General features: G+C 65.7%; 12 protein-coding genes. 6 read left to right on the plus strand and 6 right to left on the minus strand.

Going from position 1 to position 15,658, the window contains the following annotated elements; all coding sequences use genetic code 11:
- Window positions 1–2: 2 nt before the first annotated feature.
- The 3 genes from AP428_RS26185 to AP428_RS26195 are packed head-to-tail and all read right to left on the minus strand — an operon-like array spanning window position 3 to window position 2,094.
- Complete coding sequence (locus AP428_RS26185) at window positions 3–929, minus strand: diiron oxygenase (protein WP_006479989.1); 927 nt, start codon at window positions 927–929, stop codon at window positions 3–5.
- Complete coding sequence (locus tag AP428_RS26190; RefSeq protein ID WP_006479990.1) at window positions 926–1,315, minus strand: hypothetical protein; 390 nt, start codon at window positions 1,313–1,315, stop codon at window positions 926–928. The genes AP428_RS26185 and AP428_RS26190 overlap by 4 nt, the downstream gene beginning before the upstream one ends.
- Window positions 1,312–2,094 carry a DUF3050 domain-containing protein gene (locus AP428_RS26195; RefSeq protein ID WP_006479991.1) on the minus strand — a complete coding sequence of 261 codons (783 nt, stop codon included), beginning with the start codon at window positions 2,092–2,094 and terminating at the stop codon, window positions 1,312–1,314. The genes AP428_RS26190 and AP428_RS26195 overlap by 4 nt, the downstream gene beginning before the upstream one ends.
- 397 nt (window positions 2,095–2,491) lie before the next feature.
- Between AP428_RS26195 and AP428_RS26200 the strand changes: the two genes are divergently transcribed.
- Both AP428_RS26200 and AP428_RS26205 read left to right on the plus strand, forming a co-directional pair.
- Window positions 2,492–3,853 (plus strand): condensation domain-containing protein, encoded by a 1,362-nt coding sequence (locus AP428_RS26200; RefSeq protein WP_011548591.1) that lies wholly within the window; start codon window positions 2,492–2,494, stop codon window positions 3,851–3,853.
- A 56-nt stretch (window positions 3,854–3,909) separates the two neighbouring features.
- On the plus strand, window positions 3,910–5,256 hold the full coding sequence (locus AP428_RS26205; RefSeq protein ID WP_011548592.1) for an aspartate aminotransferase family protein: 1,347 nt from the start codon (window positions 3,910–3,912) through the stop codon (window positions 5,254–5,256).
- Between the two features lie 23 nt (window positions 5,257–5,279).
- On the opposite strand, the gene AP428_RS26210 is transcribed toward AP428_RS26205, so the two are convergent.
- On the minus strand, window positions 5,280–6,095 hold the full coding sequence (locus tag AP428_RS26210) for a helix-turn-helix transcriptional regulator (protein ID WP_006479993.1): 816 nt from the start codon (window positions 6,093–6,095) through the stop codon (window positions 5,280–5,282).
- A gap of 196 nt (window positions 6,096–6,291) precedes the next feature.
- Between AP428_RS26210 and AP428_RS26215 the strand changes: the two genes are divergently transcribed.
- A complete protein-coding gene (locus AP428_RS26215) occupies window positions 6,292–7,005 on the plus strand; it encodes an autoinducer binding domain-containing protein (RefSeq protein ID WP_011548593.1) in 714 nt (237 codons plus the stop codon).
- 71 nt (window positions 7,006–7,076) lie between these two features.
- On the opposite strand, the gene leuA is transcribed toward AP428_RS26215, so the two are convergent.
- Window positions 7,077–8,786 (minus strand): 2-isopropylmalate synthase, encoded by a 1,710-nt coding sequence (gene leuA, locus AP428_RS26220; RefSeq protein ID WP_172593294.1) that lies wholly within the window; start codon window positions 8,784–8,786, stop codon window positions 7,077–7,079.
- 959 nt (window positions 8,787–9,745) lie between these two features.
- On the opposite strand from leuA, the gene AP428_RS26225 reads away from it, so the two are divergent.
- The 3 genes from AP428_RS26225 to AP428_RS26235 all read left to right on the plus strand — a co-directional run bounded on the left by AP428_RS26225 (window position 9,746) and on the right by AP428_RS26235 (window position 11,965).
- Window positions 9,746–10,135 carry a fucose-binding lectin II gene (locus tag AP428_RS26225; RefSeq protein WP_006479996.1) on the plus strand — a complete coding sequence of 130 codons (390 nt, stop codon included), beginning with the start codon at window positions 9,746–9,748 and terminating at the stop codon, window positions 10,133–10,135.
- 114 nt (window positions 10,136–10,249) lie between these two features.
- The gene (locus tag AP428_RS26230; RefSeq protein WP_011548595.1) at window positions 10,250–11,068 is read left to right on the plus strand and encodes a fucose-binding lectin II; all 819 of its coding nucleotides are present in this window, start codon (window positions 10,250–10,252) and stop codon (window positions 11,066–11,068) included.
- A gap of 162 nt (window positions 11,069–11,230) precedes the next feature.
- Window positions 11,231–11,965: a fucose-binding lectin II gene (locus AP428_RS26235; protein WP_011548596.1), complete on the plus strand. Its 735-nt coding sequence runs from the start codon at window positions 11,231–11,233 to the stop codon at window positions 11,963–11,965.
- Window positions 11,966–12,122: 157 nt separating this feature from the next.
- Here AP428_RS26235 and AP428_RS26240 read toward each other — a convergent pair whose 3' ends face one another.
- Window positions 12,123–15,404, minus strand: coding sequence for an autotransporter outer membrane beta-barrel domain-containing protein (locus AP428_RS26240; protein WP_011548597.1), 3,282 nt, complete (start codon window positions 15,402–15,404; stop codon window positions 12,123–12,125).
- Between the last annotated feature and the right edge of the window lie 254 nt (window positions 15,405–15,658).

The following is a 15,658-nucleotide window of genomic DNA, read 5'->3' on the forward strand; positions in this document are numbered from 1 at the left end:
ACTCACAGGTAGTCGGACAAGGCCGCGCGGGTCGGCGCGTGATCGAGCAGGCCGCTCATCCGGAAGAACTGCCGGATGTTGACGATCATCGGATGCTGGCTCGTGATCGGATAGGCACCCACCATGTCGTCCGCGATCCGTGCGCGCTCGGCGGCCGGCAGATCGAGCGCATCGATCAGGCGGCGATCGAACTGCAGTTGCAGGTCGGCACTCAGGTATTCGCGCAGGAAGCACGGCAGCCCTTCGCCGAGCGCGAGCCGCGCGGGTTCGTCGATCTCCGACCAGTACAGCTTCACGAGATTGATCCAGAACGCCGAGTGACGGCCTTCGTCCGCGAGGTGGTCGGCCATCACGCCCTTCACCGAGCGCTTGAGCGTCGCGTCGCGCGAGAACGCCGCGACTTCCGCCGTGACCGTGTTCTCCGAGATCGCGACGCACAGCAGTTCCATGCCGTCGCGGTACTGCGCGCCGACCCGCTCGACCGCGCGCGGAATCGCCCGCGACAGCTCGATCTCGCTGTTCGGCGGCAGCGGCGCGATGCCGGTGGCCTCCTCGACCTGCCGCAGGTAGTCCATCGCGACGTACGCGTGGTAATCCTCGTCGATCACCACCGTCATCGCATCCTGCCGGCACGCGAACGGAAACGGATGCGCGAAGCGGCCGCGCGCGATCCGCAACGCGGTGGCGTTGACGATCTCCGTCTCGAAGATGATCACGTCCTGGATGTACTTGTAGAAGCTCTGCAGCAGGACGAAATCGCGCACCGCATCGCCCGCGTCGACGATCGCCGGGTGCGCGCACAGCGGCTGGCGTTCGAGCGGGTAGTAGCGCAGTTCGTCGTCCTCGACGATCCGCCGCGGGCGCGATCGCACGGTCGCGCGCGCCTCCCAGCGATCGACGTGGCTCACGTAGGTGACGGCGGTCGTCATCGCGTGTCCTCCGGGGAACCGTAGTAATGGATTTCGAGCAGCAGGCAGCCCGCGTCGCTGCGGAACGGGCCATGCGGCGTGCCGGCCGGGCGCACGAAGTAGCTGCCTTCCCGATACGTCGCGCGATACTCGCGCGTCGCGACGTCGACCAGGCTCTGGTCGCCGTCGATCAGGTGCACTTCCTCGTGGTAGTCGTGCAGGAACGGCACGCTCGTGCCCGCGCCCGGATCGAACCGCACGATCCGGGTCCGGATGCCGCGCTTCGCGTGCTCGTCCAGCGTATCGACGAGCACGACCTGGTCGATGCCGTCGTCGAACGCCGCCGGGTGCTCCCACTCGAGCGCCGCGAAATCGACGATGCGCTCCGACAGCCCGCGCGCGTTCATGCCGGCACCACGTTGCGGGTCTGGCCGAGATGCGCGAGCAGCCCGTCCCACAGGCGCATGCGCTCGTCGATCGCATCGAGCCCGGCCTGCAGCGCTTCCTCGAGCTTCGCCGCGTCGCCGTCGGCCGCCTCGCGGATCATCGCGCGCGCCGCCGGCCCGTGCTCGCCCGAATCCACTTCGATGTGGCGGTCGAGGTAATACACGAGCAGCGGAATCGACGAGCGCTCGATCTTCCATTCGTCGAGCAGCGTGCGGAACATGTCGGGAATCACGTTCTCGCGGCCGTAGAAGAAGTTGCCGAGCACCTGGTGCGTCGCGCCCGACGTGCACGCGGCCATCGTCGCCTCGACGAAGCGGATCACCGGCTCCGGCGCATCGACGGCCTTCAGAGCGGCCGACACCGAGAAGCCCGAGCGCACCAGCGACACCATTTCCTCGATGCGCGAGGTCGACGCGCCGACATCGCGCATCGCGTGCAGGTACAGGTCGTAGTGGCTCATGTGGCCGTTCGGCGTTTCGTCCGATTCCTCGCCGAGCACGATCTCGTTGATGAGACGCGACGCGTTCGCGTTGCGCGGCGCGACCCACGGCACCGCGACGGTCGTCAGGTCCTGCTGCAGCCGCTTCACGAGCGACATGAAATCCCACACGGCGAATACGTGCCATTCCATGAACACGCGCAGCTCGTCGATGGTACGGATCGATCCGAACACCGGATGATGCGCGAGCCGCTCGTGCTGCTCGCCGATTTTTCGCTCCAGCCCTTCCAGTTGATTCACGGGACTCTCCTAGTAATGTCCGCTCGCGCCAGCCCATTGCGCCGGCTTCCGGCGCCGGAAACCGTTTCCGGCGAATTGCCGGCAGGCCGTTTTCGGCTTGCGCAGCAATTTCAGGCGTCGATGCTAAATAAGCTGCCAATTTGCCGCCTATTCAAAACGGACATTCTCATATTCTTTCCGGACCAGACTATTCACCCATCCATCAAAGCCTTTACTGGCAAGGACTTTACGAATTACCGACAAAACCGCACGGAATTGACAGCCGCAAATTGGACTGTCTAGGATAAGAATTGCGATTCATCAAAAAATGAAATGCACGATGCGAATATGTATTTTTCATTAAACAAATACACGCATTTAATTCATCCACCGGAATAAGCTTTCCAGGAGAAACGACGTGATCGATTCGACGCTTCAATTGCCGCTGTCCGCGCCGCAGCGGGATTTCTGGGAGGCCGCCCTCGCGTATCCCGTCCCGTCGACGCATATCTACGCGGCCGAGTATTTCGAGATTCGCGGCGCACTCGACACCGACGCATTCGAACGCGCGCTGCGGCAGGTGATTCGCGAGGCGCAGACGTTGCACACGACGCGGATCGTGCTGGATGGCGACACGCCCGTGCGCGTGCTCGACGCCGCGCTCGCCGACGACTGGGCACTCGAACGCGTGGACCTCGCCGGCACGAAAGACGCGCACGCCGTCGCGCTCGCCGGCATGCGTGCGCACTGCACGGGCGCGATCGAACTGGCGCGCGGGCCGTTCTTCCGCCACACGCTGTACCGCATCGCACCGGATCACTACTACTGGTATCACGGCTACGCGCACATCCTGGTCGACGGCTATTCGGGCAGCCTGATCGCCACCCGCGCCGCCGAGCTGTACAGCGCGTTCGCGGCAGGCGCCAAGGCACCGCCCGCGCGCTTCGCGTCGCTCGCCGAGCTGCAACTCGACGAAGACGCGTACCGCGCGTCCGAACAGTTCGCGCACGATCGCCGCTACTGGCTCGAACGCTTCGCGGACCAGCCGCGCACGGTCACGCTCGCCGGCCCCGCGCGCTTTCCCGAGCGCGACGACGGGCCCGACCTGCGCGAGACGCGTATCGCGAGCGCAAGCGAGAGCGCACGCATCGAGGCGGTCGCCAAGGGGCTCTTCACGTCGACGGTGCCGCGGCTCGTCACCGCGCTGACCGCCGCCTACCTGTACCTGAACACCGGCGCGCACGACATCGTGCTGTCGGTCGCCGCGATGGCGCGCACGTCGGCACGGGAGCGCCGCACGCCGACGCAGTGCGCGAACATGCTGCCGCTGCGCCTGCACGTCGAGCCGGGCCACACGCTCGACGACCTGTGCCGCCAGGCGAACCGCGAGATGACCGCGCTGCGCCAGCACCAGCGCTACCGGATGGGCGACCTGCACCGCGAACTGACGTCGCTCGACAACGGCCAGGGCGTGTTCGGCCCCGAGATCAACATCATGGCGTTCGACTACGACCTGCGGTTCGGCGACTGCGTGACGACGTCGCACAACCTGTCGGTCGGCACCACCGACGACCTGATGGTGAACCTGACCGACCGCCGCAACGGCGAACCGCTGCGCTTCGACTTCGACGCGAGCCCGCAGTACTACAGTCGCGACGCGCTGAACGCCCACGTCGGCCAGTTCCTGACGTTCATGCGCGTGGCGCTCGACGAACCGTTCGCGACGCTCGGCGCCCTCGAAAGCCGGCTCGACTTTCAACCGGCGGCGCTCGCCGGCTGAAAATCGTCTGCGTCACCGTGTTGCCCCATCCAACCGAATCACTACGGAGTCCTGTCATGTCCTATTCGGAATCGCGCTTCTGGCATCCCCGGCAACATCCGCTCGCCGCGTCGCGCTCGCCGATCCGCATCACGCGCGGCGAAGGCTGCTACCTGTACGACGACACCGGCCGGCCGTATCTCGACGCGGTCGCGTCGCTGTTCAACGTGTACGTCGGCCACGGCCGGCGGGAGATCAAGGAAGCGATCGTCCGGCAGCTCGACGAACTCGAATATCACCCGGTGTTCGCCGGGTTCAGCCATCCGCGCGCGGAAGAACTGTCGGCGCGGCTGATCGACATGCTCCAGCCGGAAGACATGAGCCGCGTAATCTTCGGCTCCGGCGGCTCGGACGCCGTCGAGGCCGCGCTGATGATCGCGCGGCAGTACTGGAAGGTGTCCGGGCAGCCCGAGCGCACCAAGTTCATCGCGCTGCGCCAGGCCTATCACGGCTCGCACTTCGGCGGCAGCTCCGTCACCGGCAACACCGTCTACCGGCGCAACTACGAGCCGGCGCTCGCCGGCTGCTTCCACGTCGAGACGCCGTGGATCTATCGCAACCCGTTCACGCATGACCCAGAGGAACTCGGCCGGCTGTGCGCGTCGCTCGTCGAGCGCGAGATCCTGTTCCAGGGGCCCGACACCGTGGCCGCCTTCATCGCCGAACCGGTGCAGGCGACCGGCGGCATCATCGTGCCGCCCGCGAACTACTGGCCGCTGGTGCGCGAAGTGTGCGACCGCCACGGCGTGCTGCTGATCGCCGACGAAGTGGTGACGGGCTTCGGGCGGACCGGCGCCGCGTTCGGCAGCCGCGGCTGGGGCGTCGCGCCGGACATCATGTGCCTGGCGAAGGGCGTGTCGTCGGGATATCTGCCGCTCGGTGCGACCGTCGTCAACCGCCGCATCGAGAACGCGTTCGCGTCCAACCCGGGCGGCATCGGCACGCTGATGCACGGCTACACCTACTCGGGCCATCCGATCGTCTGCGCGGCCGCGCTCGCGAACCTGCAGATCATCGTCGACGAGGATCTCGCCGGCAACGCGGCGCGCGAAGGTGCGTACCTGCTGGAGCGGCTGCAGCCGCTCGTCGACCGCTATCCGGTGGTCGGCGACGTGCGCGGCAAGGGGCTGCTGGTCGGCATCGACCTCGTGAAGGACAAGGCGACGCGCGAATCGATCGAGCCGTCGGACGGCTATGCGGCCGCGCTCGCCGACGCGGCGCGCGATGCGGGCGTGCTGATCCGCTCGCTCGGCAACCGGCTCGCGATCGCGCCGCCGCTCGTGATCGGTCGCGAGGACGTCGACCGGATCGTGCACGCGGTCGAGCACGCGTTCGAAACGGTGCCGCGCTGGACCGCACGCTGAGCGCGGCAGCGGGGCGGCGGCGCTCAGCGCGCCGCCGCTTCCGCGGCAGCGAGGTACTGGCTCGGCGTGACGCCGAACGCGCGCTTGAAGGTGGCCGCATAGGTGGTCGGGCTGCGATAGCCGACCTGATGCGCGGCCTGCGTGACGGGCATGCCGCTCGCGAGCAGCGCGAGCGACATCGACAGCCGCAGTTGCTGACGCCACGCGGCCACGCTCATGCCGGTCTCGCTGCGAAACAGGCGCGCCAGGTGGCGCGCGCTCAGCGCGGCGTCGCGCGCGAGCGTGTCGAGCGGCAACTCGCAGTGCGGCTCGCGCTGCAGCCGCTCGCACAGCTTCAGCAAGCGCCGGTCGCGCGGCAGCGGCAGCGTGAGCGGCGTCTGCGCGAGCTCGCTCAGTTCGTCGGCGAACAGGCGCGCGAGCGGATCGTGGTCGACGCTGCAATCGAACGGATGCGACACGCGCGTGGCGAGTTCGCGCAGCAGCGGCGATACCGTCATCGCGCACAGCGTGGCCGGCAGCCGCGCGCTGAGCGCGTCGCCGAGATAGAGCGAGCAGAGCTGGACGTCGTCGGCCACGCGCATCGCATGGACGGTGCGCGCCGGAATCCAGATCGCGCGCAGCGGCGGGGTGATCCAGCGCTGGCCTTCGACGTCGAGTACCAATACGCCGCGCGTCGTAAACAATAGTTGCCCGGCCTGATGCGCGTGCGGGGCATACTCGTGAGCAAGCGCGCGGGCGGGAGCCGACGCGCAGGGCGGTTCGATCGCGCGGATCCCGCCGAAGGCGAACGCGCGCGCACCGGCGCGCGCGAGGAGAGGCACGTCTTGAACGCTGGTCATGGTCGATCAGTCCTGATACGAAACCGGAGGGGTACCGCAACACGTGAAACGACGGGGGGACAGTGCCCGCACAAGCGGGCCCGTCGTGCGAACAGCCGCCATTAAACCGGCGTCGGCTTCGCCTCAAAACTGTCCTTTTGAACAGGATACGCGCGGGCCGCAATGCACGGCCCGCCCACACCGACGAGGATCACCGATGGACCTGACAATACTGCACGACTGTTTCGACGCACTACAACGCGCGCCCACCGCGGAAGCCGCGTTTCCGCCGATTGCCGCCGCTGCGGCCGCGCTCGGGTTCCGGTATTGCGTGTACGGCTTGCGCCGCACGCTGCCGCTCGCCCGGCCCGACCTGCAGATCGTCGGCAATCATCCACGCGAATGGGAACACCGTTATGTGAAATTCGGCTACGTGACGATCGATCCGATCATCAAGCGGGTCGCGAGCCAGCCGCGGCCGGTCGTATGGAATGCGTTCGACGAGCCGGGCGACACCGCGTTCTGGCACGACGCGGCGTGCTTCGGGATGCGTTACGGCTGGTCGCACGGCGGCTACGACCGGGCCGGCAATCTCGGCGTGCTGACGCTCGTGCGCGACACGACGCCGCTCGACGCGGATGAAATCTCGCGATTGCGCGCACCCTGCGCGAGCCTCGCGCATGCGGCGCACGCATACCTGATGCCGCGCCTCGCCGATCCGATCGCGCCGGTCGGCACCGGGCTGACGCTGCGCGAGCGCGAGGTACTGGCGTGGACGGCCGACGGCAAGACGGCCTACGAGATCGGGATGATCTTCGGGATCGCGGAGCGGACGGTGAAGTTCCACCTGCAGAACGCCGTCGTGAAGCTCGACGCGATGAACAAGACGCATGCGGCCACCAAGGCCGCGATGCTCGGGCTGCTGCCCTGACGGCGCGCACGCGCACGCCGTGATCTGAAAGGAAAACCCGGGCCGGCCCTGCCGCCCGGGTTTCGACCCGCTTATGCGACGGCCTGCACCGCCGGCTGTCCGGCAAAGAAGGTTGCCTGCACAACTTCATCCGCACGGGCATACGCGCGGTTCACGCCGCTGATCACCGCACGAATCGACGCCGTCGTCAGGTTCGCATCGACGCCGACACCGAACGCGCTGCCGCGCACGCCCGTACCGGCCAGCTCGGCGATCGCGATCGCCTTCGCATCGGCGCCCTGCGACAGCGCGCGTTCCTCGTAATGCTGGATCCGCAGCGGCGTGTGCAATGCATGCATCAGCGCGTCGAGCGGGCCGTTGCCTTCCCCACGCAGCACGCGGCGCTCGCCGTGCACGTCGGCGGTCAGCACGATCGTCTCGCGGCCGTCGCGCTCGGTCAGCTCATGGCTGACGTAACGCAGCGGCGTGTCGCTTTCGACGTATTCCTGCTGGAACAGCGCCCAGATCTGCGCGCTCGTCACCTCGTGCCCGCTCTCGTCGGTCAGGCGCTGCACGGCCGCGCTGAAATCGACCTGCATGCGGCGCGGCAGCGCGACGCCATAGCCCTGTTCGAGCAGGTACGCGATGCCGCCCTTGCCCGACTGGCTGTTCACGCGAATGATCGAATCGTACGTGCGGCCGAGATCGTTCGGATCGATCGGCAGGTACGGCACTTCCCATACGGTGTCGGCGCGCTGTACCGCGAAGCCCTTCTTGATCGCGTCCTGGTGCGAGCCGGAGAACGCGGTGAACACGAGGTCGCCGACATACGGATGACGCGGGTGGACCGGCAACTGCGTGCACTCCTCGGACGTGCGCGCGACTTCGTTGATCTGCGAGAAATCGAGGCCCGGATCGACGCCCTGCGTGTACAGGTTCAGCGCGAGCGTCACGAGATCGACGTTACCGGTGCGTTCGCCGTTGCCGAACAGGCAGCCCTCGATCCGGTCGGCGCCGGCCATCACCGCGAGTTCGGCCGCCGCGACCGCGGTACCGCGGTCGTTGTGCGGGTGCACCGACAGGATCAGCGAATCGCGGCGCGCGAGGTTGCGGTGCATCCACTCGATCTGGTCGGCGTAGTAATTCGGCGTGCCGATTTCCACCGTGGCCGGCAGGTTCACGATCGACTTGCGCTCGGGCGTCGGCTGCCACACGTCGAACACCGCGTCGCACACTTCCTTCGCGAAATCGAGTTCGGTCGCGGTAAACGTTTCCGGGCTGTACTGCAGCGTGAATTGCGTGTCGGTCGCCGCATCGGCGCACCGCTTGATCGTGCGCGCCGCGTTCACCGCCAGCTGCTTCACGCCGTCGCGATCGAGGGTGAACACGATCTTGCGGAATTCCGGCGCGGTCGCGTTGTACAGGTGCACGATCGCGCGCTTCGCGCCGCGCAGCGATGCGAAGGTGCGCTCGATCAGGTCGTCGCGCGCCTGCGTCAGCACTTCGATCGTCACGTCGTCGGGAATGTGGCCGCCCTCGATCAGTTCGCGGACGAAATTGAAATCGGTTTCGGACGCGGACGGGAACGCGACCTCGATCTGCTTGAAGCCGATCGCCACCAGCGTCTTGAACATCCGCATCTTGCGCGTGGCGTCCATCGGTTCGAACAGCGCCTGGTTGCCGTCGCGCAGGTCGGTGCTCATCCAGATCGGCGCCTGCGTGATCGTGCGCGACGGCCACGTGCGGTCGGGCAGGTTGACGGGCGTGAACGGTCGGTATTTCGTCGCGGGGTTCTTAAGCATCATGATGTCGGTCCTCGGTCTGTTTGTCGGTGAAGCGCGGCGCGGCAGCCATCGGCATCAGGAGCCGGCGACGTGCGCAGCGGTGAAAACGGCAAAAAAGCAGCACAACGGCAAAGCGGTACGGCAAACGACGGCCTTGGCGGTTGAGCGACCGGGACGGAGCGGAGTGGTGACGGAAGAAAGACGAACTCAGGCGCCGGTCGACAACCGGGGCCAGGTCGGTGATGCGGGGAAAATCTGGCGCTTCAGGAAAGAAGCAGATGGAAAGCGCGCAGCCGCAGACCCAGCCCGGAGAAGCGGGCTAGTAGTCGTAGCGAGAAGAGGAACTGGGCGGCGTGCATGACCGGCATCAAATCACAGGGTGACCACGGCTGTCAACCAGGTACGCATCCATCCCGCTCCGTCCCCCGATGCGCGCGTTTGCGCAGAATCAGTCCCGTCTGATAGGCGGCGGCTTGCCCCGTCGATATGCTTCACGGGTGCGGCGCCGGTGAGGCCCTATTCATGTTCGGAGTGAGTCGGTCCATCCTCTTCGCCGGCGCCGCACACCCCTCCTTGCAATCGGGCTTCGGTGTGGGCGTTCGACGGTGGCCGGTGGGCGCGGCCACGACAGAGATGCTGATGTTGAAACGAAACGCTGCCATATGCGAACGCCGAGCGTCTGCTCCGAAGTCCGATTGCCCCCCGCCTCTCCTACCCCACCTTCGCGTTGCGCTCGCGCATCATTCAGGAAAGCGATACACGCATCGATATAGTTTCCTGAATATATCTAAATCCGCCTCATTAAGCATGTTTCATTAAATCGATTAGCGCTGCTTTTCGAATTACTGAACAATACCCATTCTCATCTGAATATTTTTTTATTTATTTTTCGTCATGCTCGCCATGTCGCATTTCAAACGGCAAACGTTTGCGCGACAAGGCCCTTGGCCTTACCTAACAAGCCACAGGAGAACAGCATGGCCGACTCTCAAACGTCATCCAACCGCGCCGGCGAGTTTTCGATTCCGCCGAATACCGATTTCCGCGCGATTTTCTTCGCGAATGCAGCCGAGCAACAGCACATCAAGTTGTTTATCGGCGACAGCCAGGAACCCGCCGCGTATCACAAGCTGACGACGCGCGACGGCCCGCGCGAAGCCACGCTCAATTCCGGCAACGGCAAGATCCGTTTCGAAGTGTCGGTGAACGGCAAGCCGTCGGCGACCGACGCGCGCCTCGCGCCGATCAACGGCAAGAAGTCGGACGGCTCGCCGTTCACGGTCAACTTCGGGATCGTCGTGTCGGAAGACGGCCACGACAGCGACTACAACGACGGGATCGTCGTGCTCCAGTGGCCGATCGGCTGATCTGACACGGACCGACCACCAATCGCCGCCGGCCGCCTCCGTGGCGGCTGGCGGGTTGGCGCCGCGTTAAGCGGACTCGCCCCATCCCGAACCGCCTCATCACCGGAGACTTCCATGCCGCTCCTTTCCGCTTCGATCGTTAGCGCGCCCGTCGCGACGTCGGAGGCTTACGTCGACATCCCCGGCCTCTACATCGACATCGCGAAGGCCGGGATTCGCGACGGGAAACTACAGGTCATCCTCAACGTGCCGACGCCTTACGCGACCGGCAACAACTTCCCCGGCATCTATTTCGCGATCGCGACGAACCAGGGCGTCGTCGCGGACGGCTGCTTCACGTATTCGTCGAAAGTGCCCGAAAGCACCGGCCGCATGCCGTTCACGCTCGTCGCGACGATCGACGTCGGCAGCGGCGTCACGTTCGTGAAGGGCCAGTGGAAAAGCGTGCGCGGCAGCGCGATGCACATCGATTCGTACGCGAGCCTGTCAGCGATCGGGGAAACGGCCGCGCCCTCGTCGTCGCAAGGCGGCGGGAACCAGGGCGCCGAAACCGGTGGCACCGGGGCCGGCAACATCGGCGGCGGCGAACGCGACGGCACGTTCAATCTCCCGCCGCACATCAAGTTCGGCGTGACCGCGCTCACCCACGCGGCGAACGACCAGACGATCGACATCTACATCGACGACGACCCGAAGCCGGCCGCGACGTTCAAGGGCGCCGGCGCACAGGACCAGAACCTCGGCACGAAGGTGCTCGATTCCGGCAACGGTCGCGTACGCGTAATCGTGATGGCGAACGGCAAGCCGTCTCGGCTCGGTTCGCGACAGGTCGACATTTTCAAGAAGTCGTACTTCGGGATCGTCGGATCGGAAGACGGCGCCGACGACGATTACAACGACGGCATCGTGTTCCTGAACTGGCCGCTGGGTTGATCGACGGCCGTCACGAAACATCGCAATGGCGACGGGGCCCGCCACGCATTGCGCGTCGCTCGATAAATCATTTGCAGTCCCACTGCTGTACACCGCGCGCGGTCCGGTGAAATCCGTTCGCCGGTCACGCGATGCGGAACCTTCCATTCAGACGAGGACGACATGTCACAACCCTTTACCCACGACGACCTGTACGCGCTGCTGCAACTCGCGGGCAACGACGCCACTGCCGTGCAGGCCAACGGCGATCAGGCCGTGCTCGACCGGATGCGTCAGTTCATGACCGCGCAGCTCGTCGAGAAACTGCCGCAATACGACGTGTTCGTCGATATCGCGACGATCCCGTACAGCTTCGACGTCGGCAGTTGGCAGAACAAGGTGAAAACCGATGCGGCAGGCGAGGTCGTTGCCTGCACGGTGACGTGGGCCGGCGCGCCGGGCGTGTTGCCCGGTGCCGCGGCGAAGTTCGGCGTCGGCGCGGTGGTCAATTACTTCTCGAAAGCGACACCGCAACCCGTGCAGCCCGCGCCCGTACCGACCGGCGGCGGTGAACGCGACGGCGTCTTCAACCTGCCGCCGAACATCGCATTCGGCGTGACCGCGCTGGTCAATTCGTCCGCCCCGCAGACGATCGAGGTCTTCGTCGACGACAATCCGAAACCCGCCGCGACGTTCCAGGGCGCCGGCACTCAGGACGCGAACCTGAACACGCAGATCGTGAACTCCGGCAAGGGGAAGGTGCGGGTAGTCGTGACGGCGAACGGCAAGCCGTCGAAGATCGGCTCGCGTCAGGTCGACATCTTCAAGAAGACCTACTTCGGGCTGGTCGGATCGGAAGATGGCGGCGACGGCGACTACAACGACGGGATTGCGATCCTGAACTGGCCGCTGGGTTGAGTCGCGGCAGCCTGACGCGCGTCGCCACGCCGCCCGGCGTGGCGATGGGCCGGCGAGCGTCCGTCATCTGCGAGCCCCCGGCCCGCGCCGCAATGATGCGATCGGCCGCGACGATACGCGCCAAGGCCGATCGCTCCGCGCATCCTCGCCCGTCGAATCACCACGCCCACCGGACGCCGGCATTACCAGTGATCGTGCGCTGATGCTCGCCACCGAGGTTCGTCAGGTAGCTGACCGTCGCATACACGCTGCCGCGCTTCGTCAGCTGCGCGACGAGCCCCGCGCCGATCTGCCCGGCCGTCTGCCCGACTTGCGTGCCGATCGTCGTCGAGCCGCCGAACGTCGTCCTGTCATCGCTGCCGAACGAACGCAGCACGTTCACGCGCAAGTACGGCTTCCAGCTCACGCCGTTCGCATCGAACGCGTATTGCAGCCGCGCGCCGATCCGGCCGAGGAACGTGTTGCCGTTGTTCCACGTGACGTCCGACACGCCGTCGTTGAATCGGGCCAACGACAGCCATTGCCACAGCAACTGCGCCTGCGGCTCCAGCGTCAGCCCATAGCCGAGCGAGATCGGCACGCCCGCTTCGACCGAACCGGTGACCGCGTTGCCGTCCGTCGAACCACTCACATTGTTGTTCGAATGCGTGCGTACGGTCAGCACGCTTCCCATCACCACTGCGTCCGTATACCAGCCGCCCGGGCCAATGTGTGTCCAGTATCCGCCGAGGTTGTACGCATTCACCTGCAGCGAACCCACGCCCAGATCCGGCTGCGCGAGCGCAAAACCGTTCACGTCCCCAATCGCGCGCGAGAATCCGAGGAAGAAGCCGTAGTGGTTACGGTGTCCGCTCGGTCGGTTGTCCGCATAGAGATCCTGCCCGACCTGCATCCCCCATACCGTTCCGTCATAGGACGGCGTCACATCGCCATTCTGCTTGATGTTGCTGTAGCCGCCCCATACACGTGACCACGACACGGGCACCGAGCCGTTTTCGGCCAGCAGTCCCTGTTCGCCCTGGCGATCATGGAAGGTATCGATCTGCAGCAATCCAAGCTGGCGCGCGACAGCCGGCACTTCCGAGTACAGCGGGACTTCGGGACGGTAAACAGGTTCCGGCTTGGCGTCGGGCGCCGCGTTCTTGACAGCCTCGACGATCGATTCCGGCGTACCGTCGGCAACACTGAATGGCGGTTGCTGCGTTGGCTGATCCGGCCGCGGAGGAACCGTGCTGCGCAGATACCAGTCCTCCCCCGTCAAGGCGGTAACCCCGCCTTTCACCAGATAATAGGAGTAAGCGCCAGCGCTGACCGTACCGCCCGCCAACGTAAACGCGTTACCCGTATTCGCAAAGTTCACGGCGTAAACCAACCGAATACCGTCGGACTTGGTCAGCGCACCGGCACCACCGACGTTCGTTACGTTCAGTGTCGTCTTGCCGCTTGCCGTCGCCACTGCCGGCACACCGCCGATCAGCAGCGTGTCCGATGGCGCACCGTCGCCGGCAAGCGTCGTATTCATGTTGACCGCTCCATTCTGCCCGACATAATTGCCCGACACGGCCAATCCGTTACCGACAACGCGCCCACGGAGCTCCACAACTCCCGCATTCGTCAGGGTTCCGAATATCCGGAAGTCTCCCGGCAAACTGCTGGCCAGACTGGGCAGCGCATTCGCGACTGAAATCGTGCCATTGTTCGTCACGTTACCCGTCACACTGCCATACCCGCCAAGCGTCGCACCGGGCGCAATGGTCAAGGGGCCACCGCCCCGCAGACCCGCCGCCGCATCGAGATCACCGACAATGAGCGTGCCGGCAGCCACGTTCGTTCCGCCCGAATACGTGCTGTGTACGCCATTCAATGTCAGCGTGCCGTCTCCCAGCTTGGTGAGTCCGCCCGAACCCGTGATGTCCTGCATGATCGTCGTGTTGAACCCCTGCGTATCGATCGCGCTGTTGTTCGAAGTGGTCGAGATCGCGCGGCTCGACGCGAGATTGAACGCGCTGCCGAACTGCAGCGTGCCGCCGTTGAAAGTCAGTCTTCCCGATGAAGCGCCGAGCGCGTTGTCCGCCGCGACCGACAGCGTGCCTTGCGTGATCGTCGTGCCGCCGGAATACGTATTGCCACCCGCCGCGGACGGCGTGAGCGTCAACGTGCCCGCGCCGGTTTTCTCCACCGCGCCCGCACCGGCGATCGTGCCCGTGTACGTTCCGGCGCTGTCCTGCTGGAAGCGCACCAGCCCGTTGTCGGTGACGGACAGCGGCAGGTTCGACGCATTCGCCTGCAGCGTCGCGCCCGCGTTGACGGTCGCGACGACCGACGCCGTCGTCGTGCCGAGCGTGCCCGTGAGGTTCAGCGTGCCGCTCTGCACGAGCGCGGTCGAGAACGTGCCGGTGCCGCCCCACGTCCAGTCGGTGCCGGCCATCGTCAGGCGCTGGAAATTCGTGAACGCATTCGACGCGGTGCCGGTGCCCTGCAGCGTCACGGTGTTGGTGCCCGCGCCGCCGTTGGCCGTGCCGACGATCTGCGAGCCCGTCTGCAGGATCAGCGTCACGTTGCCGTTGCCGCCCTGGATCGCGGTGCCGCCGCCGCCCTGGATCAGCCCCGCGTTGGTGATCGTCGTCGCGCCGTTGGTCGAGCGCACGCCGATGCCGTTGTTGCTGACGATCCGGCCGCCGGCCTGGTTCGTGATCGTCGCGGTGAACGAACTGCCGAGCGTGTTCGATACGACGGCGTCGACGCTGCCGCCGCTCGTCGCGGTGCCGGTGGTCTGGATCGTGCCGCTGTTGACCAGCGTGTCGTTGTTGCCCTGCATGTAGACGGCCGGCGCATCGCGGCCGTTCGACGTCAGCGTGCCGCTGTTGGTGATCGTGCCATTGCCGCCGAGCAGCGACGCGGCGCGCGCGTTGTTGCCGGACGTCGTCACGGTGCCCGTGTTGACGATCTGGTTGCCCGATGCGCCGGGATTGCTTTGCCCCCACGCGGCCGTCATCCCGTACGCGTTGTTGCCGGTGGTCGTGATCGTGCCGTTGTTGACCAGCGTATTGTTGTTGCCGTTCGCGGCCATCCCGTCGTTGTAGGTGCCCGACGTCGAAATCACGCCGGTCGCCGCATTGGTGAGCGTGTTGCCGTTGTTCACGCCGAGCAGCACCGCGCCGCGGTTCGCGACGCCCGTGCCGTTGCCGGACATCGACAGGCTGCCGTTGTTGGTGATCGTGCTCGACGTGTCGACCGAGAACGGCGTCGGCGCGGACGTCAGCACGTAGCTGCCCGTCACGGTCGAATCGAGGTTGATCGTCACACCGGTGCTGCCGGCCGTGGCCACGACCGACGGCGCATTCGCGCCGGTACACGTCACCGTCGTGCCGCTGCCCGGCGCGGTGGCCGAGCACACCGCATACGCACTGACCGGCACCGCGCCGGTCAGAATCGCCATTCCACCCAAACCCAGGTTCCGCGCCTTTCTTTTCATTTTTCCGCTCGCATTTATTGGTGACGTTATTGCTGCAAATCGGTGCGTGAAACGGGTTATATCACCTGTCTTGAAATAATCGCAAGATCCATTGGCGTGATATCGGAAATCACGTGGCAATTCATTGCGGAACGGGAAATAAGGAAAATGGTCGCGTTGTTGCGTCGCGGAAAATGCTGCGGCACCGGCATCATGAAAGCGGACCGGAGCGAACCGGT

This window comes from Burkholderia sp. E168m22 (assembly GCF_001319805.1).
GTDB lineage: Bacteria > Pseudomonadota > Gammaproteobacteria > Burkholderiales > Burkholderiaceae > Burkholderia > Burkholderia orbicola.

Coding starts and splice junctions, on each gene's coding strand:
- AP428_RS26225 (WP_006479996.1), top strand. CDS start 9,746: ATGGCCGACTCTCAAACGTCATCCAACCGCGCCGGCGAGTTTTCGATT.
- AP428_RS26240 (WP_011548597.1), bottom strand. CDS start 15,404: ATGGCGATTCTGACCGGCGCGGTGCCGGTCAGTGCGTATGCGGTGTGC.
- AP428_RS26205 (WP_011548592.1), top strand. CDS start 3,910: ATGTCCTATTCGGAATCGCGCTTCTGGCATCCCCGGCAACATCCGCTC.
- AP428_RS26235 (WP_011548596.1), top strand. CDS start 11,231: ATGTCACAACCCTTTACCCACGACGACCTGTACGCGCTGCTGCAACTC.
- AP428_RS26185 (WP_006479989.1), bottom strand. CDS start 929: ATGACGACCGCCGTCACCTACGTGAGCCACGTCGATCGCTGGGAGGCG.
- AP428_RS26215 (WP_011548593.1), top strand. CDS start 6,292: ATGGACCTGACAATACTGCACGACTGTTTCGACGCACTACAACGCGCG.
- AP428_RS26190 (WP_006479990.1), bottom strand. CDS start 1,315: ATGAACGCGCGCGGGCTGTCGGAGCGCATCGTCGATTTCGCGGCGCTC.
- leuA (WP_172593294.1), bottom strand. CDS start 8,786: ATGCTTAAGAACCCCGCGACGAAATACCGACCGTTCACGCCCGTCAAC.
- AP428_RS26230 (WP_011548595.1), top strand. CDS start 10,250: ATGCCGCTCCTTTCCGCTTCGATCGTTAGCGCGCCCGTCGCGACGTCG.
- AP428_RS26210 (WP_006479993.1), bottom strand. CDS start 6,095: ATGACCAGCGTTCAAGACGTGCCTCTCCTCGCGCGCGCCGGTGCGCGC.